The sequence below is a fragment of the Sporosarcina sp. UB5 genome, assembly GCF_050859005.1.
GTDB lineage: Bacteria > Bacillota > Bacilli > Bacillales_A > Planococcaceae > Sporosarcina.
On sequence record NZ_CP125984.1, the window covers coordinates 1299747 to 1322958 of the forward strand.

A 23212-nucleotide genomic window follows, 5' to 3' on the forward strand; every position below is an offset into this window, starting at 1 on the left:
ATGACAAAGAGTATAACTTGGAAATCGGTGATTGCACAATTTTATCTGGACATCATGTTCTTTGGTATGAAATTGTAAGGTTAATAGATGACTATTTTAATTCTCGTAGTTCCAGTGTACAGATTGAAGAAGACGCTGTACCACTTCAAAAAAAAGATTGGAACTGCTATTTTATACCGTTCGATGCCAGAATACAGATGGATAAGCTCACCGCCAAATCTCCTCTAAATGATGTGATTACTGAGTGTATCACTAGTTTAAGCAACTCTCCCGTTTTTCTAGAATTACTTGACGTTTGGAGAGAGCTGCAGGAAGAGGTGTTCTTTGTCAATGAATTGCTGAACAAATATAAAATTAAGGCAGAAGTAAATGATTTTCTTGAAAGTGATTTGAAGAGTTTCATCACGTTAGTTAGTACAATGCCGATTATGAGTCCTATAGAATTTAAGTTATTGCTGTTGCGTCTAATAGGAGAACAAGGATTGAATAAACGGACGTTAATAATTATTGAGTTGCCAGAAATATTTTCAGGTACTGAAGAATTACTTCAGCTACAAGAATATATTGATAAAATGATAAAAAGAGGAATCTCATTTTTAATCGTCACGAGTGTACTAAAGATCAAAGGAAGAAGGAATTACTGCTTGAATGGTCAAATAATTAATGAGGCGTCATTATTAATGGTTAAAAGAAATGTGATGGCCGAGGTTCCATATGGAGCAGAAGATGAGTATTTTGACATAGCTAAAAATGCAGTTTTACAAGCTGTGGATAACCATTCAAATAATATGGTCGATGAGGATATAATTAGTGGTTATGAACAGCCGATCCGTATTATTGCCTACCTCATGTTAAAAGCATTGAATATTAGACAAACCATTGATTTAAAGGGGTTTCCGCCGAATATTTCGAAGTTTATTAATCGTCGCTCAGTTTTTTAAACGCTTTGTGGTACAATGAAATGGGTGGTTTCGGTACTCTTTCAGTTTTTGGTATAGGAAAACAGTTGTCTAAAAATGCAACGGCCAACAACCGTTTCGGTACTCTTTCAGTTTTTGGTATAGGAAAACTCATCCTCAAAGTCGTTTACGCCAAAGAGAGTTTCGGTACTCTTTCAGTTTTTGGTATAGGAAAACACATATTCGGGGACACCCGCGTAGAGGGGGGTTTCGGTACTCTTTCAGTTTTTGGTATAGGAAAACGAGCTAGATGCTGCACCATCCCAGTTCGACGTTTCGGTACTCTTTCAGTTTTTGGTATAGGAAAACCGAAATTCCTTTGACAGATCGCGACCCTATGTTTCGGTACTCTTTCAGTTTTTGGTATAGGAAAACTCGAGCAGTTCGATTTCGTTTAAAAGGTCAGTTTCGGTACTCTTTCAGTTTTTGGTATAGGAAAACTCGTTCAATTAAATCCGCGTCATGTTCGGGGTTTCGGTACTCTTTCAGTTTTTGGTATAGGAAAACATTTCATTTACTCACCTCCTTTTCCGTATTGTTTCGGTACTCTTTCAGTTTTTGGTATAGGAAAACGATGACATTGTCTTTACTACCCCTTCCGACGTTTCGGTACTCTTTCAGTTTTTGGTATAGGAAAACTTTATTACGTTATCAACGAGCTCTTCCAAGGTTTCGGTACTCTTTCAGTTTTTGGTATAGGAAAACTGGTTTTATTGAAAGCATATAGCTTGTTTAGTTTCGGTACTCTTTCAGTTTTTGGTATAGGAAAACTCCGTAGTTATCTATGCAGTACCAACTAATGTTTCGGTACTCTTTCAGTTTTTGGTATAGGAAAACTATTAAGTATTTTTATCGTAGTGTCTCCAAGTTTCGGTACTCTTTCAGTTTTTGGTATAGGAAAACGCTCGCCGCCTACTTGCGTGGCTTGCGCGGTTTCGGTACTCTTTCAGTTTTTGGTATAGGAAAACCATCACCAAATGCTATCCCTTGCTCAAGCTGTTTCGGTACTCTTTCAGTTTTTGGTATAGGAAAACTGCTAGGCTTCAAAATGAATCCCCTGTTGCGTTTCGGTACTCTTTCAGTTTTTGGTATAGGAAAACAAAACAACCATTTTGTTTTCTTCGTATTCGGTTTCGGTACTCTTTCAGTTTTTGGTATAGGAAAACTAATCCCTTCGTCTGCTTCAACACTTGAATGTTTCGGTACTCTTTCAGTTTTTGGTATAGGAAAACCCATAGCTTTAGCGTTACTTTCCATTGCAGGTTTCGGTACTCTTTCAGTTTTTGGTATAGGAAAACCAAAGAGCTTCTTTCCTGCATCCGCACGATGTTTCGGTACTCTTTCAGTTTTTGGTATAGGAAAACAATGATGAGCAAATTCGGAGGGGGTACTAGGTTTCGGTACGCTTTCAGTTTTTGGTATAGGAAAACGAAATGGCTTTTTCGATTGATTCAGTAGGCGTTTCGGTACTCTTTCAGTTTTTGGTATAGGAAAACATCGCTGACTCACAGTAGCATTCCGGACATGTTTCGGTACTCTTTCAGTTTTTGGTATAGGAAAACTGGACACTGCCTATTTCCAGTTGAAACATAGTTTCGGTACTCTTTCAGTTTTTGGTATAGGAAAACGAAGTGGAGGTGTCGGAGTGAGCAGGGTGAGTTTCGGTACTCTTTCAGTTTTTGGTATAGGAAAACATATTGTTATCCCGGAACTATTCACGCCGTGTTTCGGTACTCTTTCAGTTTTTGGTATAGGAAAACCATGCGAGGCGCACTCCTTTCAGCGGCGTGGTTTCGGTACTCTTTCAGTTTTTGGTATAGGAAAACCAACGATTAACAACGCAAGACAGGCTGACAGTTTCGGTACTCTTTCAGTTTTTGGTATAGGAAAACCTAAATCGGGCAGCGTAATCTTTTCCGCACGTTTCGGTACTCTTTCAGTTTTTGGTATAGGAAAACACGTTGCTGTGGACGATAAACACGTTGTGCGTTTCGGTACTCTTTCAGTTTTTGGTATAGGAAAACGGACCGTTTAAATCCTAAGCCGCGCCAATGTTTCGGTACTCTTTCAGTTTTTGGTATAGGAAAACCGAAAGCAGACGGGGAGCAAGTCGAAAGGAGTTTCGGTACTCTTTTAGTTTCTGGTATAGGAAAACTACAGATTCGAAACGGTTGAAAGTCATTAAGTTTCGGTACTCTTTCAGTTTTTGGTATAGGAAAACTTATAGTGCCTGCAATCGTCATAGCGAACGGTTTCGGTACTCTTTCAGTTTTTGGTAGCTTCCCCTCTGTCCTCTAGATAGATTGGAGTGATCAAAAGAGATACTCTTATGGTCGTTCTTAATTTTTCACATTACCATTGATCTCTCCAATGATTTTTCAGATTATTTATTCTTGGCTTTTTAGTAGTTGTTATTTGTCTGTTAAAACGTCTATCACCAACTTGTATTCAACCAATCAAAATCCTTAATCTACAAAGGTTAGGGGCTGTTTTTTTGTCTGTTAATTCATTTGTTAAAAATCCATACATGGCAAGTCGATTGTTTGCACCCTTGAATTTTCGAATAGTAAATTACAAAAGGATATTGCGAAGTTACTACATGAAGAATCTGGTAGCGAAATTTAGGAGGTAATTGAAAATGAAAGCTGTCATTCAACATGAATTTGGTGGGGCGGACGTACTTTCCTATACAGACATTCCCATTCCCCATATAGGTGAAGGGGAGGTGTTAATAAAAGTTTCTTATACAAGTGTGAATTATGCCGACATTAAAACTCGCATAGGTACTAAAGGAAAAGGCAAGTTCCCTTTAATGCTTGGATTAGACGTAGCAGGAGTAGTTGAAGAAGTTGCTCCTAATTCTGCCTTTTCAAAGGGGGAGAGAGTCATAGCTTTTCCTAAAAACGGATCCTATGCGGAATATGTTGTTGCAAATGAGAGCCTTGTTTTTAAAATTCCGGATAACCTTTCATTTGAAACGGCCGCTTCAATGCCAACTGTCGCGATTTTATCTTACATCCTATTTTACGAAATAGGGCAGGTACAAAAAACGGATACAATTGTTATTCATAGTGCTGCAGGTGGAGTCGGTTCGATGCTTGTACAATTGGCAAAGTTAGCCGGTGTTCAACAAATTATTGGTACGGTAGGAAATATAAATAAAGAGGATTATGTTAGGAAATTAGGGGCTAATACTGTTTGTACGTATGCAAGTTTTACTGAGGAAGTGTTAAAACAGACAAATAATAAAGGTGCCAATGTTATTTTTGATTCGGTTGCTGGTGATGTTACGAGTAAAAGTTTAGAATGCTTGTCTTTGTATGGTACGCTTGTTCAATTTGGCAATAGTAGTGGGAAGGCTGGTACGTTTAAAACGAGCGATGTTCATAGTAGTTGTAGAAATGTTAAAGGTTTTAGCTTAGGTACTACACGAAAACATGCTCCTGAACGATTAGCACCCGTCGCGGAAAAAGTGCTAGAACTATTCGCTTCGAACAAAATTTCTATTCCCGTTGCTAAAATATTTCATTTGAAAGATGCGGCGGAAGCACATAAATTAATTGAAAGCCGTAACTATGAAGGGAAAGTGTTAATTAAAATATAATGAATTTATCACAATGCATCGAGCCACTCCATTCGAGAGAATAAAAGAAGTGAAAACCTATTACAGCGTTTTCACTTCGTTATCATTTTCAAAGTACAACTCCCAATGCAACCCACATCCCGGATTAAATCTTGCCCCGCAAGAAGGGCATCCATATCCGCTCTCCTTATATTGATTCACCGTCAACTCATTTTTACATGTTCCACAAAGCACCGCTTTCTCCCCAAACTTCTCTATCGGCCACACTTTATGATCACCACATCCCGATTCCTCGTGACAAGAAAAGCAAGGATAATACGTTTTACAGCAATAAAACTTGATTGCAATAATATCGAGGTCGGAATGGTAATGTGTACATCTCGTTTCTTCATCGATGACACTTCCTGAGATTTTAATTTCTTTCATCTTATCCTCCTTTGTTCTTTTAGCGGACAAAACCCGCATTGCATTAAACCGGGTACATCTTTGGACAAACAACATGTCGTTCGGACTGTCGTGTTGATCAATTCGGATGGCTCGTAACCTTGTAAGTATGTCGCAAGCAAAGAGCGGGGCGCAATTTGTTCCCACGTCTTGTCGTCTTTCAAAACATCGAGATCTTTCCGCGCATTTTCGCTAGTTCCAGGATTCTCGAGCAAAACATGATACTGCCATAATAAAAAGCCAAAAATATTCTCCCATAGCGTCAACGGTGAGATGGACACGATAGTTCGGATTTGACGGATGACTTTGTATGCGAACAGGAGCAAGTTTCGGATTGCGTCTTGCCGTTCGTTATCCTCTACGGTATGCCAGTCAGATGCATCGGCATATGTACTGACAGTCCGATTTCCGTATTCCTCAATTGCCCCAAATAAAAGACGATTTTCATTCCCATTCCAAATTTCATCGTAAACAGCTAAATTATAAAACTGTGTGTTCAAAAACATTCCAATCCGGCGCATAAAAAATGATGCAGCAACTGTTATGTTCGGGCTCCTGCTCACCGTTTGTACAGCAGTCAGACAAGCCTCTGTTTTCTGCTCATTCAATAGATCTTCGAGCGTAAACATGGGATGCCTGGGATTCCCGATGTAAACACTATAACTATTTAAATGCTTAATTTGATCAATAGATAAATTTTTCATAGCTTTATTATAAGTATAATCACACTTTTCAACAAGTTGAGCGAGCGCTCAGTCTGTAATATACTGAATAAAAACAACATCAGGGAAGTGTGACATATGACAAAACGTCTGAATCCTTCAGAGTTCATTGGGTTACTTGATAAAGATATGGATATTATCATTCCTTTGGCAAATAGCGAGCCACACGGTTTGTTGGATTTGCTGGAGGCGCATTATGAGAAATTGGATAACGTTAAAGTGCATCAACTGTTGGCACTGCGTGAACGTGATTATATAAACGGTAAAATGAAAGGCCATCTTTCACATGTTTCGTACTTTTTAAGCGGTGCGACGAGGAAAGCCTATTGGGCAGGCCATGTAGAATTAATTCCGAATGTATTTCAGGAAATGTATCCATTGTTGAAAAAAACGACAAAAAATCCGATCGTCATGGCAGCTGCTTCGCCGATGGACGAGCATGGCTACTTTTCGCTAGGGACGAATGCGGATTATGCAGCCGATTTTATCGGTGAAGTACCGTTTGTGTTAGAAGTGAATAAGCATATGCCACGCACGTTCGGGGCGAATCAAATCCATATTAGTCAAATCGCTGGTTTCATTGAGAATGATATGCCTTTAACGGAAGAAGTGTCGCCGGTTATTACGGAAAAGGATGAGAAAATCGCAGCGTATATTTCGGATGATATACAAGATGGCGATACGTTACAAATCGGCATTGGTGCTATACCGAATGCCGTCATGAAGATGCTCAAAGACCGCAGGCATTTAGGCATTCATACGGAGATGCTGACGGATGGCATTGTCGATCTAGTTGAAGCTGGTGCAGTGGACGGGATGAGAAAATCGACCCGTAAAGGAAAAATTGTTACGACGTTCGCTTTTGGTTCGCAACGATTGTATGATTTTCTTAACAACAACCCTTCTGTAGAGTTTCAGCCGGTACGTGTCGTCAATGATGCATACGAAATTGCAAAAGAGGATCATATGGTGTCGATTAATGCGACTACAGAAGTCGATTTATATGGGCAATGCGCATCCGAAACGGTGGCGGGACGTTATTACTCTTCAACTGGCGGGCAAGCCGATTTTGCAAAGGGAGTCCGACTATCTAAATACGGTAAAGGATATGTGTGCATGCATTCGACAGCGAAGAATGACACGATTTCGAGAATCAAATTGCACCTATCCCCAGGCTCTGTCGTAACGACGACGAAAAACTACGTAGATAACATCGTGACGGAGTACGGAATTGCTAGATTGCATGGCAAGTCGCTATCCGAGCGGGCAGAAGCGTTAATTAGCATCGCCCATCCGAAGTTCAGAGAAGAATTACGGCAGGAAGCTAAAGAATTTGGATTGATAAAGTAGGGGAGGAGCCGTATATTAACGGGTTCGGTTGACGGGGAGAAAACAATAAAAGTCACAGTGTTCGGGGACACAATTCGCATATGAATTAGTGTCCCTGTTTTTGTTGTTGCATCAACATTTAGTTGCTTAATATAGACGAACTGGCACCACAATGGGCACATAAATTTATGTGCCCTTGGTTAATTCCATTGTTAAAACACTTGCTATTACACGGCTCTTTTTTCTTGTTCAACTAAAGAAGCAGGCTAAAATTATATTTACTGAAGGTTTAATTCAAAAATTTAATAACGCTAAAAGTGAACAGACATAGGGAGTTCCATTTGTGTGATTTGTTTAGTAACTTGCCCTTTAAAAGTCTTCAAACCGTTACCGATTCGGATATATTGCGTCTAAGTAATAAAGAGAGGTGAAAATGATGTCTACCAAAGAGTGGTTTAATGATTATTTCGATACAATTTACAGTTACATCTTGTTACAGGTTGGAGACCGCCAGACTGCCGAAGATTTAACGCAAGAAACATTTATAAAAGTTGTTAAGAATGCACATAAGTTCAGAGGAGATTCTTCAGTACAAACATGGATCTTTAGGATTGCATATACGACAACGATGAGTTACTTCAGAAAGAAAAATCCTGTAACTTATTATTTCGATTTGAGCAGCCACTCAAATTCTCAACCATCAGCGGAAGAGACTGTTTTGCTTAATTTGCAAGAGAAACATTTTTACGAGGCGCTCTTTCGATTAAAGAAAAACTATCAGCAGGTTATTATATTAAGAAAAATTCAGGGATTATCTACGAAAGACGTATCTTCCATCTTATCTTGGTCAGAAGGAAAAGTAAAAATGAGTTTGTCGAGAGCGCTAACTGCATTTAAAAAAGAATTAGAAAAGGGAGGGATTACAAGTGAAACACTTATCCGATGATCGTATAACAAAAGAATTGGAGAATCTAAGTCAGAAGTTTAAACCATCACGCGCACAAAAAGAAAGGGCTCATCGTAATATCTTTCAAGAGAAGGGCTATAGAAAAAAGGTTAGGATCCAAACGTGGATACCGACTGTTGTTACCTTTATCCTTTTACTATCTATCATCTCTGGTGCCTTCTTTCTAATTAACGATAACGTTTTGCAAGGTAACAAAAATAACGTTACATCAGACTGGGACGGAGTTTTTTTTCAACAAACAAGCTTTAATAGTCCTACACATTACAGTCTCTATTTCTATGAAGGAACGCTTTTTATCTACGATACATTCAATGGTGCTACACTTGGTACTGATTTTACCGAAGAAGATTTTAAGAAGCATTATACAATTACTGATACGAAACTAATTCCTGGAGAGTATGAAAAATACAGTGTATTAAAGAGCAAGGATGCCTATACGATTAAAGTAAAAGGAGAGACAGAATTCACGTATACCTTAAACAAAGTTGCACCAAGAAAATATATAGGTGAAGACGGGATTAAATATTCAACTAGTTTATATTTGGATTAACTGACTCCAGAAAATTCAGCACTTCCCATAGGGTAGATTAGTTCAAATTAGGTAATAAACTACAGCAAAAAAACGCTCAGAAATGAGCGTTTTTAATTTAGGCATTAATTTTAAGTTGAAGTGTAGTTAGGCGGTGATAAATTCGTCACAGTCGGTGATAAACTTACTTGTTGCACTTTACATACCCCGTATGGTATATTGAATTTGCAAATCAAATACCAAAAGGGGTATACATGACGAAGGAGTGAACACCAATGGAATGGATTATTATACTAGCAATCGTCGCATTTTTCGCGTGGCGCATGATGCCGTCAAAAGGCGTAAAATCGATATCGACCGACGAATTAAAACCAATGTTAAAAGATAAAACGAAGCAATTTATCGACGTCCGCACACCAGCGGAATATAAAGGTCGACATATCCATGAATTTAAAAATGTCCCTTTGAATATATTGAAGTCTAAGTTAGACAAGCTTGATAAGAATAAAGAAATTGTCGTCATTTGCCAAAGTGGTATGCGCAGCTCACAAGCAGCGGGCATTCTGAAAAAGTCAGGCTTCACAAATGTTACTAACGTCAGAGGCGGAATGAGCGCATGGCGCGGATAAGTAAATAAATTCGAAAGCATCGGCTGTTGAAATCGCGGCCGGTGTTTTTTTGTGCTCAAAGCTTGCCGTCCGCGTCCAAAGCAAGCTCTCCCGCGTCCAAAGTCGCCGGCTCTGCGTCCAAAGCAAGCTCTCCCGCGTCCAAAGTCGCCAGCTCCGCGTCCAAAGCAAGCTCTCCCGCGTCCAAAGTCGCCCGCCCCGCGTCCAAAGTAAGCCGTCCCGCGCTCAAAGTCGCTGGCTCCACGCTCAAAGCCCGCCGTCCTGCGCTCAAAGTCGCTGGCTCCACGCTCAAAGCCAGCCGCCCCGCGCTCAAAGTCACTTGCTCCACGCTCAAAGTCCGCCGCCCCGCGCTCAAAGTCGTCGTCTCCACGCTCAAAGCCCGCCGCCCCACGCTCAAAGTCGACCATTCCGCGCTCAAAGCCGCCCCCCACACCCCTAGAAACCGTGCCCATTCGCTAAAAACCGCTCCATTTGCCCAACCAAACCCATAGGCGTACACATATTATTGTTATGAAGAGGTGGTGAACGTTGGAAAAAAATCAGGCGACTAGTGTACGTGATCCGTATGAGGTCGAACAGCGGGAATGGAAACAGAGACAATCGAAAGAACGGTATAAGCAACTATTGACAATCGCTTCGCCCATCTTCCTTTTACTGTTGTGGGAAGTGATGTCAAGGACGGGGATAATAGATATCCGGTTTTTCCCACCGCCATCCGCCATTTTAGGCACATTTGGAAAAATGATTGCGAGTGGGGTGATGGCCGACCATATCGGGGTTTCGTTGTACCGGATTTTTGCTGGGTTTCTAGCAGGTGTTATTCCTGGAGTAGTCATCGGTTTGCTTATGGGGCTTTATTCACCGATCCGGCATTTCGTTCAGCCAATCGTCATGGCGCTTATGCCGATCCCGACGCTTGCGTTGCTGCCGATTATCATCATTCTATTTGGAATTGGTGATTTGTCGAAAGTTGTAACGATTGCGGGTAGCGTATTTTTCCCGGTCGTTATTAATACAGCGGCTGGCGTTTTGAACATCGATCGAATTTATTTGGACGTTGCAAATAATTATGGCGCCGGTAAAATGCAGTTCTTTTTCAAAATTGCTTTACCTGGTGCATTACCGGTCATGTTGGAAGGGATTCAGATGGGGCAGGCAATTGCGTTGCTCACGATTGTTGCTGCGGAAATGATGGGGGCGACTTCAGGAATCGGGTATTTGATTTGGACGTCGTATAAAGCATTCCTACTAAAGGAAATGTACGTAGGACTCATCCTCATTTCATTTTTCGGCTATCTCTTTTCCTTGATGCTTCGCGGTCTTCAGAAAAAGTTGTTGCCTTGGAGGTGATTGGATGAGAAAGAAAGCGAAAATCGAAATTAGGAATTTGACGAAGGCGTTTTACAAAAAACAATCGAGCGTAACAGCTCTCGACGATATTTCCCTTTCAATCGGTGAAGGGGAATTTGTCTGCATTGTAGGCCCGAGCGGGTGTGGCAAAACGACGTTATTGCGCATACTCGCAGGGCTTGAACATCCGAGTGTCGGTGAATTTGAAATCCGTTCAGATCAGGAAGGGCGCCCTCTCCAATCGATGGTATTTCAGGAAAGGGGCGTGATTCCTTGGCTCACTGTAAAGGAGAATGTCTCCTTCGGATTGAAGATGCGAAAATTGCCGAAGGATGTCATTCAGGAGCGAACGGATTATTACTTACAAAAGACGGGACTTGACCGGTTTGCCCATCTTTATCCGAAAGAACTTTCAGGGGGGATGAAACAACGGGTAAGCATTGCACGTGCGTTCGCGAATGATCCGGAAATTCTGCTCATGGATGAACCGTTTGCAGCATTAGATGAACAGAATAAATTCATCCTACAAGAAGAATTGCTATCCATTTGGTCGGAAACGAGTAAAACTGTCATTTTCATTACACATAGTATCGATGAAGCGTTATTGCTAAGTGATCGGATTCTATTAATGAGTGCGCAACCCGGTAAGATCATCCAGCAAATTAGGATCGACACGCCGCGCCCAAGAACAATGGAGGATATTCGGAAAGATCCGAAGCTCGCGGAGCAGTTTGTCGATATTTGGAAGCATTTACAAGATGAAGTACAACGGTCAAGGAAAGAGAATAGATGAAATGGGGAGAAAAGGTGAAAGGGTTCAAATATGGTTGGATGATAATATTGGCTGCCATGCTCTTACTTGCTGGAGCATGTGCTAAAAAAGAGCCCGCTCCGCAAACGAAAGTGGATACACCGCCAGACAATTCAGTTGTGGAGTCGCCATCCGGTGATTTGTCGCCACTCGACAAACGGGTGAAGATATTGATCGCCGAAGACGGTGCGGCTTCTGGTGCGGGATTCTATATTGCGAAGGAAAAAGGGTATTTTGAAGACTATAATATCGAAGTCGATTTTGCGGATTTTGCTAATAGTGACGACATGCTGCCAGCGCTTGCTGCTGGTGAAGTCGACATTGCAGGCGGCGTATCGACCGCATCATTTTTCAATGCCATCGCTCAAGGGATTGACGTCCGAATTATTGCTGACAAAGGGCATAATATGCCGGGGAGATCGTACTTCTCGTTTGTCATCGGCAATCATATGGTTGATGAAATAAAAGACTACGCCGATATGCGCGGAAAAAAGATAGCTGTGTCTTCGAGAAACTCGATTGATGGATATATTTACGAGGAAATGTTAAAGCATGCGGGATTGACTGAGGAAGATGTCGAATATGTCCATATTGCGGATTTTGGTGCAATGCTTGGCGCGATTGACGCAGGAACAATTGACGTTGCGCTCAATATCGAACCGCTTATTGCACAAGGAATCGCCAACGGTTTCCACGTTCGTTTCGGGGATACGACTGATTATGCGCCTGAATCGCAAATCGCTATGGTTCTTGCTTCACCAAAATTCATGGGTGAGGAAGAGATTTCGCTCCGCTTCATGGCCGCTTATTTGAAGGGCGTGCGAGATTACAACGACGCGTTTTTTAAAGGGGTAGGTAAGGAAGAGATTGTCGATATTATGGTGAAGCATACAGCGTTGAAAGATCATAGCTTATGGGATAGAGTTTTCGTCACTGGGCTTGATCCGAACGGGAAAATGTTCGTCGATGATATTAAAAAGCAATACGATACGTATAAAGCAAACGGTGCTATTTTAGGCGATATTGATTTTGACAAAGCCGTAGATACGTCATTAGCAGAAAAAGCAGTGGAGATTATTGGGGTTTATGAATAAAAGGAAATAATATAAAAAGCTCAGAGTTAGTTCTGAGCTTTTTTTTATGTTCGACTCCATAATCGTGCCTGTTAGTTGAATAAATAATGTAGATAATCCCCATTAAAAAATAAAACAAAGTCACCAATTGCACCGATACAGAAAAATATAAAATAATAGCTGGCAACCGTAATATCTTTGTTGAAAAGCTCTTTGAGTGACTGAATAAACAATTTTTCAAAACCAAACCAACTTAAAATCCAACCTGTTAAAAGAAAACTTGCTATCATCATTTTTTAATTACACCCATCCTGAACCCGTTCCGATATAACGGGCATTTTTTTCTTCGCAACAGACGTCTGATAACTATGCAATCCCATACCGATCACAATCACCAAAATCCCTACGAGCGATAGCGGACCAGGCAAGGCGATATGTAAGATGAGCATTTCACCAATCATCGCGAAAATTAGCTCGGTCGATTGGGTCGCTTCCACCGCAGCAAGCTTGCCTTGGTCATGTTGGACAAGGTCGGTCGCCATAAAAAAGAGCGTAGTCGCAATGACGCCTGAACTGACCGCAACAATTAACGACTGTATTACTTGATTACTAGACGGCAAACCGACCGTCACCGTCGCGTAAACAGCAAATCCAATCCAAACCGGAATGGTCATCAACGTCATCGCAAGGACCCTCTGGAATGTATCAAGCCTTCCTTGCAATAAATCCATCATTTTCCGATTTCCTAACGGGTAAGCAAATGCCGCTACAATGACGGGAAGAATGCCCAGCAATAAAGTGCGTGTATCGACATTGTTCGCATTCGGAATTTGAATAAGGACGACACCAACCAAGATGATTAATGAAATGGCTAATGAAATCAACGGGATCCGTTGTCGAACCTTTCTTTCGCTATCCCCGGTCTTCACGACAATCAAGAAGAAGGGTGCCAATAAAACACCTGCCACAATCGTCAATTGCCATGTCCCAGCAAGCAGCCACCCAGGGCTATATGCGGCGGAAAAAGTGAGGGGCGCATAAAAGAGTACGAACGCAACGACGCTCCAAGTGAAAAAGGGTAGGGGATTCGCTGCCATTGCCTTGCCTGTATCACGTAGTCCTTTCCGATACGCCACGATGGCAATCAAAAAAGGGACCATGAAAAAATAACGGAGGGAGGCGCTCCATAACCAGCTGCCTCCCGAAATTTCCATTGATCTGTTCAAAACGAATGTCACCGCGAAAAATAATGATGACAGGACCCCAATCCAAATGGCTTTCACAGTGACCGCCTCCCCCTTATGCGCGTTGTTCGAAAAGCTTCACAGCCTCAATAATAACATTCGTCGCTTTTTCCATATTGTCGACGGAAATATATTCGTATTTACCATGGTAATTCTCGCCGCCCGTGAAAATATTCGGTGTCGGCATACCCATATAAGAAAGCTGCGATCCGTCCGTACCACCGCGCACCGGTACGATATCCGGCTCGATGTCGAGCGCTTTGAATGCGTCGGAAATAATATCGACAATTTCCATGACCGGCTCGATTTTTTCACCCATATTAAAATATTGGTCGTTGAGATCAAGCTCGACTGCATGGTCGCCGTGCTCTTTTTTCAATTGCGCAACCGTATCGACAAACAATTGCTTACGTGCTTCAAATGTCTCACGATCGAAGTACCGGATAATATAATGCAACTCGGTTTTCTCGACTGAACCACTCACGTCCATTAAGTGGATGAACCCTTCATAGCCATCTGTTTCTTGTGGAATTTCATTTGCGGGCATCGCTGCTTGGAATTCATTTGCAATTAAAATTGAGTTCACCATTTTATTTTTAGCGGATCCCGGGTGCACATTCGTACCGTGGAACATCACTTTCGCTCCTGCTGCATTGAAGCTTTCATATTGCAATTCGCCAAGCGGTCCGCCGTCCATCGTATACGCGTATTTTGCACCGAATGCCTCTACGTCGAATTTATGTGGTCCGCGGCCGATCTCTTCATCCGGCGTGAAGGCAACACGCAGTTTACCGTGTTTAATTTCAGGGTTTTGAATCAAATATTCCATCGCCGTCATAATTTCAGCAATCCCGGCTTTATTATCAGCACCTAGCAACGTCGTACCGTCCGTCGTAATGAGCGTGTGGCCGACATAATTTTTCAGTTCAGGGAATGTTTCAACGGACATGACCGTCTGCGCATTCAATTGAATGTCATTGCCGTCGTAATTGTCGACCCGTTGTGGATTAACGTTTTTGCCTGTGTAGTCCGTCGCCGTATCGACGTGCGCTAAAAAGCCGATTGTCGGTACGTCCTTATCCGTGTTGGCAGGGAGAGTGGCGAATAGATAGCCGTTTTCATCTAAAGAGATTTCTTCCATGCCAATTTCAGCAAGTTCTTTTTCAAGTACGTGCAACAAATCCCATTGTCCCGGTGTCGATGGGGTGGACGAGCTATTTGCATCCGATTGTGTATCGATTTTTGCATAGCGTGTCAGGCGTTCGATCAGTTTTTCTTTCATTCCAAATACCTCCAGTTAATGAAAAGCGTTCTTTCTCTTATCTTATCAGATTGTTTCGATTCACGGAATACTTGACGACACGGCTGCCGATGCTTGCAGCAATGAACACTTGAGCAGCATAATACGTCACCATGACAAAGGCGTCCCGAAAAGGGATTTCAACGACAAATCGGTCGATGGCGAGCACGGAATCTGAGAACATGAATAATAGGGCACCAGTGATGGCAAGTCTCAGTCCTGTCCGAATCGCCATCCATCCCATCGTCAAAATGACGGCAATATATGCAATGATTGCTACACCGAGAATCGACTCGCCGACAGCGAATTGTGAACCGGCAATCCATATGGCCATTGTGGCACCATAAAACACGAGCGGGATAGCCGCCCAAATCGGTACACGTTTTCGGCTAGCAGATGTAAAAGCGAAAATGTAAAATAGATGTCCAATGAAAAAGGTAATAAGACCGGCCATGAACCAATAAATAACCCCGTCCGCAATCATGCAGACGAATAATCCTGCAATGATGACTCTTTTATAATTCTGTGATACGAGTGGTGGCGTCATCGCAGCAAACATGATAATAAGCACCATCGGAATAAGCTTCATGAAAATCTTAAAGCCAATCGGATCAGGTGGAATGAAAAAAATATAAATGGCGCCCATTATAATGAAAGCTGTCAATACGATATTTCTCACTGCTTCAACAGCTCCTCTCTTTCTTTTCAATTCGATAAATGGGAGAGGATTTCCTTCTAATTGAGTGATATCAATAACTTTTTCCTTTGGAAGGATTTTATTTAATTTACAGAAGACAAACCGCGTATTACTCTTACAAGAGGAGGTGTACATATGAATGAAAAGAAAAGCATGTGGGTTGCAGGCATCGCCTTTACATTTTTTATTGCATTACTAGGATTTTTATTAGCGAAAGTACCCGGCTTCGATCATATCGGACAATTGGCAAGCGCTATTATTATTGCTGTGGCGTATCGGCAATTATTCGGATACCCGGAAGTGCTTCGTGAAGGAATCACTTTTTCATCGAAGAAGCTGCTTCGGCTAGCGATTATTTTATACGGTTTGAAATTAAACATTGATGTCGTTTTCCGCGATGGGTTGGGCTTGCTGGCGCGCGATGTTCTCGTCATTGCATTTGCCATCGGGCTGATGGTCCTCCTTGCCAAGTGGCTGAAGGCTGATAAAAGCATTTCCATGCTGCTTGGGGTAGGGACGGGGGTATGCGGAGCTGCAGCCATTGCGGCGGTTGCGCCGATCATCAAGGCGAAGGATGAAGATACTGCAATCGGCGTCGGCATCATCGCAATGCTCGGCACTGTGTTTGCAATCGGCTATACAGTATTGCGACCGATTGTGCCATTGCTCCCAATCGAGTACGGCATCTGGTCAGGCATGAGCCTTCACGAATTGGCCCATGTTGCAATTGCAGCGGCTCCTGCGGGTGAAGATGCACTCGCAATTGCACTGCTTGCGAAGCTCGGCAGGGTATTTTTATTAGTGCCGTTATGCTTTATCTTCATTTATTTCATGAAGCGCAAAAGCAAAGGCGGAGAAGAAGGGCAGAACAAAATCGAATTCCCTTGGTTCCTTGTCGGGTTCATTGCGATGAGTTTATTCGGAAGCTATGTGCTAGGCCGATCGATTCCGGTATCTGACAACGTAATGGCAGGAATCAGCACCGCGACGACGTGGCTATTGACGGCTGCAATGGTCGGACTCGGCTTGAACGTCAGCTTGAAAGACTTGCGTGAACGTGCGATGAGACCGTTGATTGCGGTGACTATCACATCAGTCTGCTTGTCTGTTTTAGTGTATTTTATACTATGAAATAAATGGCGTCTTTTTCTAGAATAGGAAAAGGCGCCTTTCATCTCTTTCATGCATAATTTAGATGAAAAGAGGGAAAGTATGGATAACGCTTACTATAGAAAGGTGATGAATAGGATGGGTGTACATCAATATTTTAAAAGCTTATCGGACTTAGAACAAATTATTCGTTGTCCAGGAAAATTCAAATATCAGCAGCATTCCGTCGCGAGTCATTCATTTAAGGTGACAAAAATTGCCCAATTTCTTGGAACGGTCGAAGAAATGTCTGGACAGAAAGTGGATTGGAGAACCTTATATGAAAAGGCATTGAACCATGACTATGCGGAACTTTTTACAGGGGATATAAAGACACCTGTAAAATATGCTTCGAAAGAGTTGAAACAACTATTCAGTGAAGTAGAGGAAGAAATGACAAGAAAGTTTGTAGAAAAGGAACTTCCATCTGAGTTTCAAGATATTTACTTGGAGCGATTTAAAGAAGGTAAAGATGAAACAGTAGAGGGGCGCATTTTATCTGTTGCTGATAAAATTGATTTGCTTTATGAAGCATTTGGCGAAATTCAAAAGGATAATCCTGAGCCGTTGTTTATAGAGATATACGAAGAAGCATTAAGGACGATACTGTTATTTCAAGATATGAACTGTGTAAAATACTTCCTAGAACATATTCTTACGGATATGCTCAGCGAACGTTTCACTGAACATGGAGAGTTAAAGGGCATTGCCATGCGGATAATTGAAGAATGTAAAAATTGATAGACATACATAAAACTGTGCTTAAACATAAGAAAAAGGGCACTCCTAGGTGGAAATGCCCTCTTTTTTATGAAATTAATCTACAGAATAGTTCTTATGGGAAACAACAGTAAGGTTGGATGCAGCGCCAATACGCTCGGCATCATCCTCCGAAATTTTAACGATGACCGAGTTCTCAAGGATCTTATGAATCGTCCCGTTCACTTCATGGTCGTTGCGAACGAATGAAATCTCCTCATCGATATAACGTGCTGCGACAAAATCAGAAACAGGTCTTTCTCTACGTGGGAAAGCCAATCGAATCACTCCTCCTTGTTCATTCTCATCATCATTCATAATGAAAAAGATTGCTTGGGCATGCCCTAAGCAATCGAATCATGATGGAAAACAACTAGTTGAAACCACTTTCTATTAAGTTGTCTACTAGTAGTATAGCACAAATTGTCTAACTTTGCAGAATCCTGAATCGACTGCAAGCAAATGCTTGACATTATACCTAGAGGGGTATACAATCAATTTAGAATTACTATAAAGGAGCTGAACGAATTGCAATATGATGATAAAGTCGTGAATCGCCTAAAAAGAATTGAAGGACAAATAAAAGGAATTTTACGGATGATCGAAGAAGGAAAAGAATGCAAAGAAGTCGTTACACAATTGTCTGCATCCCGTTCAGCGATCGACCGTACAATTGGCGTTATTGTCAGTTCAAATATTATTTCATGCATGCAGAATGTTGATGAAAATAACCCGATGTCTCAAGAGGAGATTGTAAAAGAAGCAGTAAATCTTTTAGTTAAGAGTCGTTAACAGTTGACTCTTTTCTTTTGTAAGTATATTATACCCCCAGGGGTAATGAAGAAGGGATGATAGAAATTGTCTGAAACGAAAAAAACGACGATTGTTCTGTTTAGTGGAGATTATGATAAAGCGATGGCCGCGTATATTATTGCAAATGGAGCCGCCGCTTATGACCATGAAGTGACGATCTTCCATACATTTTGGGGATTGAATGCACTTCGTAAAGAGACACATGTTCCAGTGAAAAAAGGATTCCTTGAAAAAACGTTCGGCAAAATGATGCCGCGCGGTGCTGATAAATTGGGCATTTCAAAAATGAATATGGCAGGAATGGGCCCTAAAATGATTAAGCATGTCATAAAAAAGCATAATGCAATGACGCTTCCTCAATTAATTGACTTAGCTCAAGAACAAGACATTAAACTTGTCGCATGTACGATGACGATGGATTTGTTAGGTCTTCATCAAGATGAATTACTCGATGACATTGATTATGCAGGAGTAGCTGCTTATTTAGCTGATGCGCAAGACGGCCACGTGAATTTATTTATCTAAAAAAGGAGGAATTGACATGAATGAAGTGACAGCGAAAGAAATTGAACAGAAATTATCCGCGGGGCAACCGTTGCATTTGATTGATGTCCGTGAGGTGGATGAGGTCACAGCAGGAAAAATCCCTGGTGCCATTCATATTCCACTTGGCTTGTTAGAGTTCCGTATGAACGAATTAACTAAAGGAACTGAGTACACGATGGTGTGCCGTTCGGGCGGCCGCAGCGGAATGGCGACGAAACTTTTGGATAGCTACGGATATAAAGCCGTAAATATGGCGGGTGGCATGTTGGATTGGGAAGGCCCGACTGAGTAATTTTTTGTGCATACAAATATACCCCTACGGGCATTAGGAGTGACGAAATGATAAAAGCGGATCTTATAGTGGACGCGAAAGGCTTGGCATGTCCAATGCCGATCGTCAAAACGAGAAAAGCGATGAAAGAGTTGGAACAAGGAAGTGTTATGGAAGTTCAGGCGACGGATAAAGGTTCTACAGCCGACCTAAAAGCTTGGGCGGAAAGTGCAGGCCATCAATATTTAGGAACAACTGAAAAAGAAGGAACGCTTACACATTACTTGAGGAAATCCGAAGGTGAGGAAAAAGAGGAATTGAGCTATCCTCATGTCGTTTCCAATGAGGAATTGGAATCCGTGCTCTCAAATCGTGCAGAAATTATCGTACTCGATGTACGTGAAGTTGCAGAATACGCTTTCGGTCATATACCGGGCTCACAATCTCTTCCCCTTGGGGACATTGACAATTCACTAGACAGTTTGGATAAAGAAGCATCCATTTACATTGTTTGTCGAACAGGGAACCGGAGCGATATGGCAGCGCAAAAACTAGCGGCTGCAGGATTCAAAGACGTGAAAAATGTCGTACCCGGCATGAGTGAATGGAACGGGCCTATTGAAAAGTCCGTTTAATAATAAATTTGAAACTAGACAGGAGGAAATTGAGAATGACAGTTACACGAATGACAGCTAGCGAAATCGCTAAAAAAGTAATTAAAAAAGAAAATCTCTTTATTTTAGATGTCCGCAATGAAGATGCGTTTGCAGATTGGAAAATAGAAGGGGAAAACGTTCAACATTTAAATATTCCTTATTTCGAACTATTAGATGGCGTGGAAGAAATTCTCGATCAAATCCCGACAAATCAAGACGTTGTTGTCGTCTGTGCGAAGGAAGGTTCTTCGATTTTTGTCGCAGAAATGCTCGCGGAAGCTGGACGTGAAGCGTACTACTTAGAAGGCGGCATGAAGGCGTGGAGTGAACATTTGGAGCCTGTGAAAGTAGGCGACTTGAAAGATGGTGGCGCGGTTTATCAATTCGTCCGAATCGGAAAAGGGTGCCTCTCTTACATGATTGTGTCGAACGGGGAAGCAGCGATTGTCGATGCAACGAGAATGACAGATGTCTTCATTGAATTCGCTAATCAATTGGACGTGAAGATTACAAATGTGCTCGATACACATTTGCACGCAGATCACATTTCCGGTGGACGTAAAATTGCAGAAGCGGTGAATGGAACGTATTGGTTGCCGCCGAAAGATGCAACGGAAGTCGTGTTCGCTTACGAACCATTAGAAGATGGTCGTGTCATACCAGTAGGCACGTCGAAAATTGATATTCAGGCACTTTATTCACCAGGCCATACAATTGGCTCAACGTCATTTATTGTCGACGACGCTTATTTATTGTCAGGAGACATTTTATTCGTCGATTCGATCGGGCGTCCGGATCTCGCAGGATTAGCAGAGGACTGGGTCGGCGATTTACGCGAAACATTGTATAGCCGTTACCGCGAACTGGCGGAGGATCTACTCGTTCTTCCTGCTCACTTCATGATTATGGAAGAGCTGAATGACGACGGAAGTGTATCTGAGAAGCTAGGAAAATTGTTTGCTGAAAACCACGGGTTGAACATCGAGGATGAACAGGAATTCCGTCAATTAGTGACAGGCAATTTGCCACCTCAGCCGAACGCGTACCAAGAAATCCGACAAACGAATATGGGTAAAATCACGCCTGACGAAGAAACGCAACGTGAAATGGAAATCGGACCGAATCGTTGTGCAGTAAGGTAATAAAGAATTTATTTAAAAGGAGAAGATGATAAATGAACGTGGCAAAAGTATTGGACGCAAAAGGGTTGGCATGCCCAATGCCAGTTGTACGCGCACGAAAAATGATGAAGGAAATGGGGACAGGAGAAATCCTGGAAATCCTAGCAACTGATAAAGGCTCAGTAGCCGATATGACAGCATGGGCAAAATCGAGCGGACATGAAATGGTCGACCAAAAAGAAGATGCAGGAGTCTTCATGTTTTGGATTAAAAAAGGTTGATTGTAGGGGAGGGGGTATCTGTGTAGGTGCCCTTTTCTTGATTATACGTCTAGCTCTGGTTGCCCCTCAGGAGGCGACCTGCGATTTTGAATAAAGGAGGTTGAAATTTATGGATATGGCATTTCTCATCACCATTTTCCTTATCGGGTTTGTTGGGTCATACATTTCCGGTATGGTCGGAATTGGCGGATCAATTATAAAATATCCGATGCTGCTATACATTCCGCCGTTGCTCGGACTTGCCGCATTTTCAGCACATGAAGTTTCCGGAATAAGCGCGATTCAAGTGTTTTTCGCAACGATTTCCGGTGTATGGGCGTACCGGAAAAGCGGCTATCTCAATAAAACGCTAATTATCTACATGGGTAGTGCAATTTTGGTCGGCAGCTTTATCGGGGGCTACGGCTCCAATTTAATTTCAGAAGGAAGCATTAACCTCGTATACGGAGTTCTCGCAACGATTGCGGCCATCATGATGTTCATTCCGAAAAAAGGGCTGGATGATATTCCAGCGGATCAAGTGAAATTCAATAAATGGCTCGCGGCTGTACTCGCGTTCATCGTCGGCGTCGCTGCAGGTATCGTTGGAGCAGCAGGGGCATTCATTTTAGTTCCGATTATGCTCGTCGTCTTGAAAATCCCGACAAGGATGACGATTGCGACGTCGCTCGCCATCACATTTATTTCTTCAATCGGCTCAACTGTCGGAAAAATTGTGACGGACCAAGTGCTTTACGGGCCAGCCGCTGTCATGATTGTAGCAAGTATCATCGCAGCACCACTAGGAGCAAAAGCGGGGCAGAAGATGAATACGAAAGTATTGCAAGGCATATTGGCGGTGTTGATATTAGGAACGGCTGTGAAGATTTGGATGGATTTTTGATTATAAATTTCATGACAATGAAAAAAACAGAAGCCTCATTCCGAGTGCTTCTGTTTTTTCTTGAATGACGCACGAATCCGTGGCTCGCTCCCTTTGCGGATTCGATTGAGGTTTTCAATATGCTTCCAAATTGCCATTAGAAATAGTAAGGCGGCGACGAGGATCGACCAAATGCCATCCATCCAGACCGCCATTGCTAAAAGGGTAATATAAAGCATGATAACGCCAAAAACAAGAATGTCCGATAGAAGTGCCACAACAATGAATAGGATGAACCCGGCAAGTCCGAATCGCCAATCGATAGCGAATAACACCCCGATTACAGTAGCGGTGCCTTTCCCTCCATGGAACTTCATATGGAATGGAAAGTTATGACCGAAAATGACAGCTGCTCCGACGATAAATAATAACAATGTGATGGATTCCGCAGGCAAACCGAAATGTCCGGCAATCAACCTGACAGCGATAACCGCGAACACCCCTTTGCCGATATCAATCAAGGCAACGAGCGCACCATACCGTTTCCCGAGAACAATCATTGCGTTCGACGCTCCGGCGTTTTTTACCCCAGTCTCTTTTAAATTAACCCCCGAAATCCAGCGTGCGACTGTCGATCCGTGCAGGCAACCGATTAAATAGCCTAAAATTATAATGCTTAATATCCATAATGTCATATGACTTCCTCCGTTTACACGTCTATGTCCAAAACAATTGACTCCGCGCTCAAAGCGAGTTGCTACGCGCCCAAAGAAAGCGGCCCCGCGCTCAAAGTAAGCAGCCCCGCGCTCAAAGTAAGCAGCTTCGCGCTCAAAACATCTGCTCCCGCGCTCAAAGTAAGCAGTTTCGCGCTCAAAACAAGCGGTTGCGCGTCCAAAGTAGTCGGTCTCGCGTCCAAAGAAGGCGCTCCTGCGCCCAAAGCTAGTGGCCGTGCGTCCAAAGCAAGCGATTCCGTGTCCAAATCTAGCAGCCTCGCGCCCAAAGCAGCCTCTCCCTCGTCCAAAGAAGTCACTCTCACGCCCAAAGAAAGCCTCCTCGCTCCAAGCCACCTGACTAGCTATTAAAATTATCGTAAAATAAACAACAAAGCGCAAGTTTCAGA

At 42.4% G+C, this 23212-nt stretch carries 28 protein-coding genes and 1 CRISPR repeat array; of the genes, 18 read left to right on the forward strand and 10 right to left on the reverse strand.

The window, feature by feature from the left end; genetic code table 11:
• Positions 1-17 precede the first annotated feature (17 nt).
• Positions 18-941, forward strand: coding sequence for a hypothetical protein (locus tag QM454_RS06835; RefSeq protein WP_432363184.1), 924 nt, complete (start codon positions 18-20; stop codon positions 939-941).
• Between the two features lie 27 nt (positions 942-968).
• A CRISPR array of direct repeats spans positions 969-3180; the repeat unit is 36 nt; unit sequence GTTTCGGTACTCTTTCAGTTTTTGGTATAGGAAAAC.
• 417 nt (positions 3181-3597) lie between these two features.
• Positions 3598-4563, forward strand: coding sequence for a quinone oxidoreductase family protein (locus QM454_RS06840; RefSeq protein ID WP_432363186.1), 966 nt, complete (start codon positions 3598-3600; stop codon positions 4561-4563).
• Positions 4564-4623: 60 nt separating this feature from the next.
• On the opposite strand, the gene QM454_RS06845 is transcribed toward QM454_RS06840, so the two are convergent.
• Together QM454_RS06845 and QM454_RS06850 are read right to left on the reverse strand one after the other, a co-directional pair.
• Positions 4624-4968, reverse strand: a complete 345-nt coding sequence (locus QM454_RS06845) for a CHY zinc finger protein (protein ID WP_432363188.1) — start codon at positions 4966-4968, stop codon at positions 4624-4626.
• Entirely contained in the window at positions 4965-5615 is a 651-nt protein-coding gene (locus tag QM454_RS06850) for a hypothetical protein (RefSeq protein WP_432363190.1), read from the reverse strand. Before QM454_RS06850 ends, QM454_RS06845 begins: the two co-directional genes overlap by 4 nt.
• A 171-nt stretch (positions 5616-5786) precedes the next feature.
• Between QM454_RS06850 and QM454_RS06855 the strand changes: the two genes are divergently transcribed.
• The 4 genes from QM454_RS06855 (at position 5787) to QM454_RS06870 (ending at position 9162) form a co-directional block, all read left to right on the forward strand.
• On the forward strand, positions 5787-7058 hold the full coding sequence (locus QM454_RS06855) for an acetyl-CoA hydrolase/transferase family protein (protein ID WP_432363192.1): 1272 nt from the start codon (positions 5787-5789) through the stop codon (positions 7056-7058).
• 415 nt (positions 7059-7473) lie between these two features.
• Positions 7474-7983: an RNA polymerase sigma factor gene (locus tag QM454_RS06860; protein WP_432363194.1), complete on the forward strand. Its 510-nt coding sequence runs from the start codon at positions 7474-7476 to the stop codon at positions 7981-7983.
• Positions 7964-8554 carry a hypothetical protein gene (locus QM454_RS06865; RefSeq protein ID WP_432363195.1) on the forward strand — a complete coding sequence of 197 codons (591 nt, stop codon included), beginning with the start codon at positions 7964-7966 and terminating at the stop codon, positions 8552-8554. The genes QM454_RS06860 and QM454_RS06865 overlap by 20 nt, the downstream gene beginning before the upstream one ends.
• 254 nt (positions 8555-8808) lie before the next feature.
• Positions 8809-9162 (forward strand): rhodanese-like domain-containing protein, encoded by a 354-nt coding sequence (locus QM454_RS06870; RefSeq protein ID WP_432363197.1) that lies wholly within the window; start codon positions 8809-8811, stop codon positions 9160-9162.
• Between the two features lie 55 nt (positions 9163-9217).
• Here the strand turns inward: QM454_RS06870 and QM454_RS06875 are convergent, their stop codons facing one another.
• Positions 9218-9577 (reverse strand): hypothetical protein, encoded by a 360-nt coding sequence (locus QM454_RS06875; RefSeq protein ID WP_432363199.1) that lies wholly within the window; start codon positions 9575-9577, stop codon positions 9218-9220.
• 110 nt (positions 9578-9687) lie between these two features.
• Between QM454_RS06875 and QM454_RS06880 the strand changes: the two genes are divergently transcribed.
• From QM454_RS06880 to QM454_RS06890, 3 genes are read left to right on the forward strand one after another with little or no spacing between them, the layout of a single operon-like run.
• Entirely contained in the window at positions 9688-10509 is an 822-nt protein-coding gene (locus QM454_RS06880) for an ABC transporter permease (protein WP_432363201.1), read from the forward strand.
• 4 nt (positions 10510-10513) lie between these two features.
• Entirely contained in the window at positions 10514-11302 is a 789-nt protein-coding gene (locus QM454_RS06885; protein ID WP_432363203.1) for an ABC transporter ATP-binding protein, read from the forward strand.
• Positions 11299-12414 carry an ABC transporter substrate-binding protein gene (locus tag QM454_RS06890; protein ID WP_432363205.1) on the forward strand — a complete coding sequence of 372 codons (1116 nt, stop codon included), beginning with the start codon at positions 11299-11301 and terminating at the stop codon, positions 12412-12414. Before QM454_RS06885 ends, QM454_RS06890 begins: the two co-directional genes overlap by 4 nt.
• A 71-nt stretch (positions 12415-12485) precedes the next feature.
• Here QM454_RS06890 and QM454_RS06895 read toward each other — a convergent pair whose 3' ends face one another.
• Genes QM454_RS06895 through QM454_RS06910 form a run of 4 tightly spaced genes read right to left on the reverse strand, consistent with a single transcriptional unit; the run spans position 12486 to position 15616 of the window.
• Entirely contained in the window at positions 12486-12686 is a 201-nt protein-coding gene (locus QM454_RS06895) for a hypothetical protein (RefSeq protein WP_432363207.1), read from the reverse strand.
• Between the two features lie 3 nt (positions 12687-12689).
• A complete protein-coding gene (locus QM454_RS06900) occupies positions 12690-13676 on the reverse strand; it encodes a DMT family transporter (RefSeq protein ID WP_432363208.1) in 987 nt (328 codons plus the stop codon).
• A 16-nt stretch (positions 13677-13692) separates the two neighbouring features.
• The gene (gene pepT / locus QM454_RS06905) at positions 13693-14919 is read right to left on the reverse strand and encodes a peptidase T (RefSeq protein WP_432363210.1); all 1227 of its coding nucleotides are present in this window, start codon (positions 14917-14919) and stop codon (positions 13693-13695) included.
• Positions 14920-14956: 37 nt separating this feature from the next.
• The gene (locus QM454_RS06910; protein ID WP_432363212.1) at positions 14957-15616 is read right to left on the reverse strand and encodes a lysoplasmalogenase; all 660 of its coding nucleotides are present in this window, start codon (positions 15614-15616) and stop codon (positions 14957-14959) included.
• A 153-nt stretch (positions 15617-15769) separates the two neighbouring features.
• Here QM454_RS06910 and QM454_RS06915 point away from each other — a divergent pair, with 153 nt between their 5' ends.
• Complete coding sequence (locus tag QM454_RS06915) at positions 15770-16765, forward strand: YeiH family protein (protein ID WP_432363214.1); 996 nt, start codon at positions 15770-15772, stop codon at positions 16763-16765.
• Positions 16766-16882: 117 nt separating this feature from the next.
• Positions 16883-17524: an HD domain-containing protein gene (locus QM454_RS06920; protein ID WP_432363892.1), complete on the forward strand. Its 642-nt coding sequence runs from the start codon at positions 16883-16885 to the stop codon at positions 17522-17524.
• A 75-nt stretch (positions 17525-17599) separates the two neighbouring features.
• Here the strand turns inward: QM454_RS06920 and QM454_RS06925 are convergent, their stop codons facing one another.
• Complete coding sequence (locus QM454_RS06925; RefSeq protein ID WP_432363216.1) at positions 17600-17830, reverse strand: DUF2187 family protein; 231 nt, start codon at positions 17828-17830, stop codon at positions 17600-17602.
• 240 nt (positions 17831-18070) lie between these two features.
• Between QM454_RS06925 and QM454_RS06930 the strand changes: the two genes are divergently transcribed.
• From QM454_RS06930 to QM454_RS06960, 7 genes are all read left to right on the forward strand, one after another.
• Positions 18071-18334, forward strand: a complete 264-nt coding sequence (locus QM454_RS06930) for a metal-sensitive transcriptional regulator (protein ID WP_432363218.1) — start codon at positions 18071-18073, stop codon at positions 18332-18334.
• Positions 18335-18400: 66 nt separating this feature from the next.
• On the forward strand, positions 18401-18880 hold the full coding sequence (locus tag QM454_RS06935; protein ID WP_432363220.1) for a DsrE/DsrF/DrsH-like family protein: 480 nt from the start codon (positions 18401-18403) through the stop codon (positions 18878-18880).
• Positions 18881-18896: 16 nt separating this feature from the next.
• Positions 18897-19193, forward strand: coding sequence for a rhodanese-like domain-containing protein (locus QM454_RS06940; RefSeq protein ID WP_432363222.1), 297 nt, complete (start codon positions 18897-18899; stop codon positions 19191-19193).
• A 47-nt stretch (positions 19194-19240) separates the two neighbouring features.
• A complete protein-coding gene (locus QM454_RS06945) occupies positions 19241-19807 on the forward strand; it encodes a sulfurtransferase TusA family protein (protein ID WP_432363224.1) in 567 nt (188 codons plus the stop codon).
• A 35-nt stretch (positions 19808-19842) separates the two neighbouring features.
• Positions 19843-20970, forward strand: coding sequence for an MBL fold metallo-hydrolase (locus QM454_RS06950; protein WP_432363226.1), 1128 nt, complete (start codon positions 19843-19845; stop codon positions 20968-20970).
• 32 nt (positions 20971-21002) lie between these two features.
• A complete protein-coding gene (locus QM454_RS06955) occupies positions 21003-21230 on the forward strand; it encodes a sulfurtransferase TusA family protein (RefSeq protein WP_432363228.1) in 228 nt (75 codons plus the stop codon).
• A gap of 109 nt (positions 21231-21339) precedes the next feature.
• Positions 21340-22113 carry a sulfite exporter TauE/SafE family protein gene (locus QM454_RS06960; protein ID WP_432363229.1) on the forward strand — a complete coding sequence of 258 codons (774 nt, stop codon included), beginning with the start codon at positions 21340-21342 and terminating at the stop codon, positions 22111-22113.
• A 35-nt stretch (positions 22114-22148) separates the two neighbouring features.
• Here QM454_RS06960 and QM454_RS06965 read toward each other — a convergent pair whose 3' ends face one another.
• Complete coding sequence (locus QM454_RS06965; RefSeq protein ID WP_432363231.1) at positions 22149-22787, reverse strand: glycerol-3-phosphate acyltransferase; 639 nt, start codon at positions 22785-22787, stop codon at positions 22149-22151.
• Between the two features lie 62 nt (positions 22788-22849).
• A complete protein-coding gene (locus QM454_RS06970) occupies positions 22850-23134 on the reverse strand; it encodes a hypothetical protein (RefSeq protein ID WP_432363233.1) in 285 nt (94 codons plus the stop codon).
• Positions 23135-23212: the final 78 nt, after the last annotated feature.

Coding starts and splice junctions, on each gene's coding strand:
- QM454_RS06840 (WP_432363186.1), top strand. CDS start 3,598: ATGAAAGCTGTCATTCAACATGAATTTGGTGGGGCGGACGTACTTTCC.
- QM454_RS06845 (WP_432363188.1), bottom strand. CDS start 4,968: ATGAAAGAAATTAAAATCTCAGGAAGTGTCATCGATGAAGAAACGAGA.
- QM454_RS06850 (WP_432363190.1), bottom strand. CDS start 5,615: ATGTTTACGCTCGAAGATCTATTGAATGAGCAGAAAACAGAGGCTTGT.
- QM454_RS06855 (WP_432363192.1), top strand. CDS start 5,787: ATGACAAAACGTCTGAATCCTTCAGAGTTCATTGGGTTACTTGATAAA.
- QM454_RS06860 (WP_432363194.1), top strand. CDS start 7,474: ATGTCTACCAAAGAGTGGTTTAATGATTATTTCGATACAATTTACAGT.
- QM454_RS06870 (WP_432363197.1), top strand. CDS start 8,809: ATGGAATGGATTATTATACTAGCAATCGTCGCATTTTTCGCGTGGCGC.
- QM454_RS06885 (WP_432363203.1), top strand. CDS start 10,514: ATGAGAAAGAAAGCGAAAATCGAAATTAGGAATTTGACGAAGGCGTTT.
- QM454_RS06890 (WP_432363205.1), top strand. CDS start 11,299: ATGAAATGGGGAGAAAAGGTGAAAGGGTTCAAATATGGTTGGATGATA.
- QM454_RS06895 (WP_432363207.1), bottom strand. CDS start 12,686: ATGATGATAGCAAGTTTTCTTTTAACAGGTTGGATTTTAAGTTGGTTT.
- pepT (WP_432363210.1), bottom strand. CDS start 14,919: ATGAAAGAAAAACTGATCGAACGCCTGACACGCTATGCAAAAATCGAT.
- QM454_RS06915 (WP_432363214.1), top strand. CDS start 15,770: ATGAATGAAAAGAAAAGCATGTGGGTTGCAGGCATCGCCTTTACATTT.
- QM454_RS06920 (WP_432363892.1), top strand. CDS start 16,883: ATGGGTGTACATCAATATTTTAAAAGCTTATCGGACTTAGAACAAATT.
- QM454_RS06940 (WP_432363222.1), top strand. CDS start 18,897: ATGAATGAAGTGACAGCGAAAGAAATTGAACAGAAATTATCCGCGGGG.
- QM454_RS06945 (WP_432363224.1), top strand. CDS start 19,241: ATGATAAAAGCGGATCTTATAGTGGACGCGAAAGGCTTGGCATGTCCA.
- QM454_RS06950 (WP_432363226.1), top strand. CDS start 19,843: ATGACAGTTACACGAATGACAGCTAGCGAAATCGCTAAAAAAGTAATT.
- QM454_RS06955 (WP_432363228.1), top strand. CDS start 21,003: ATGAACGTGGCAAAAGTATTGGACGCAAAAGGGTTGGCATGCCCAATG.
- QM454_RS06960 (WP_432363229.1), top strand. CDS start 21,340: ATGGATATGGCATTTCTCATCACCATTTTCCTTATCGGGTTTGTTGGG.
- QM454_RS06965 (WP_432363231.1), bottom strand. CDS start 22,787: ATGACATTATGGATATTAAGCATTATAATTTTAGGCTATTTAATCGGT.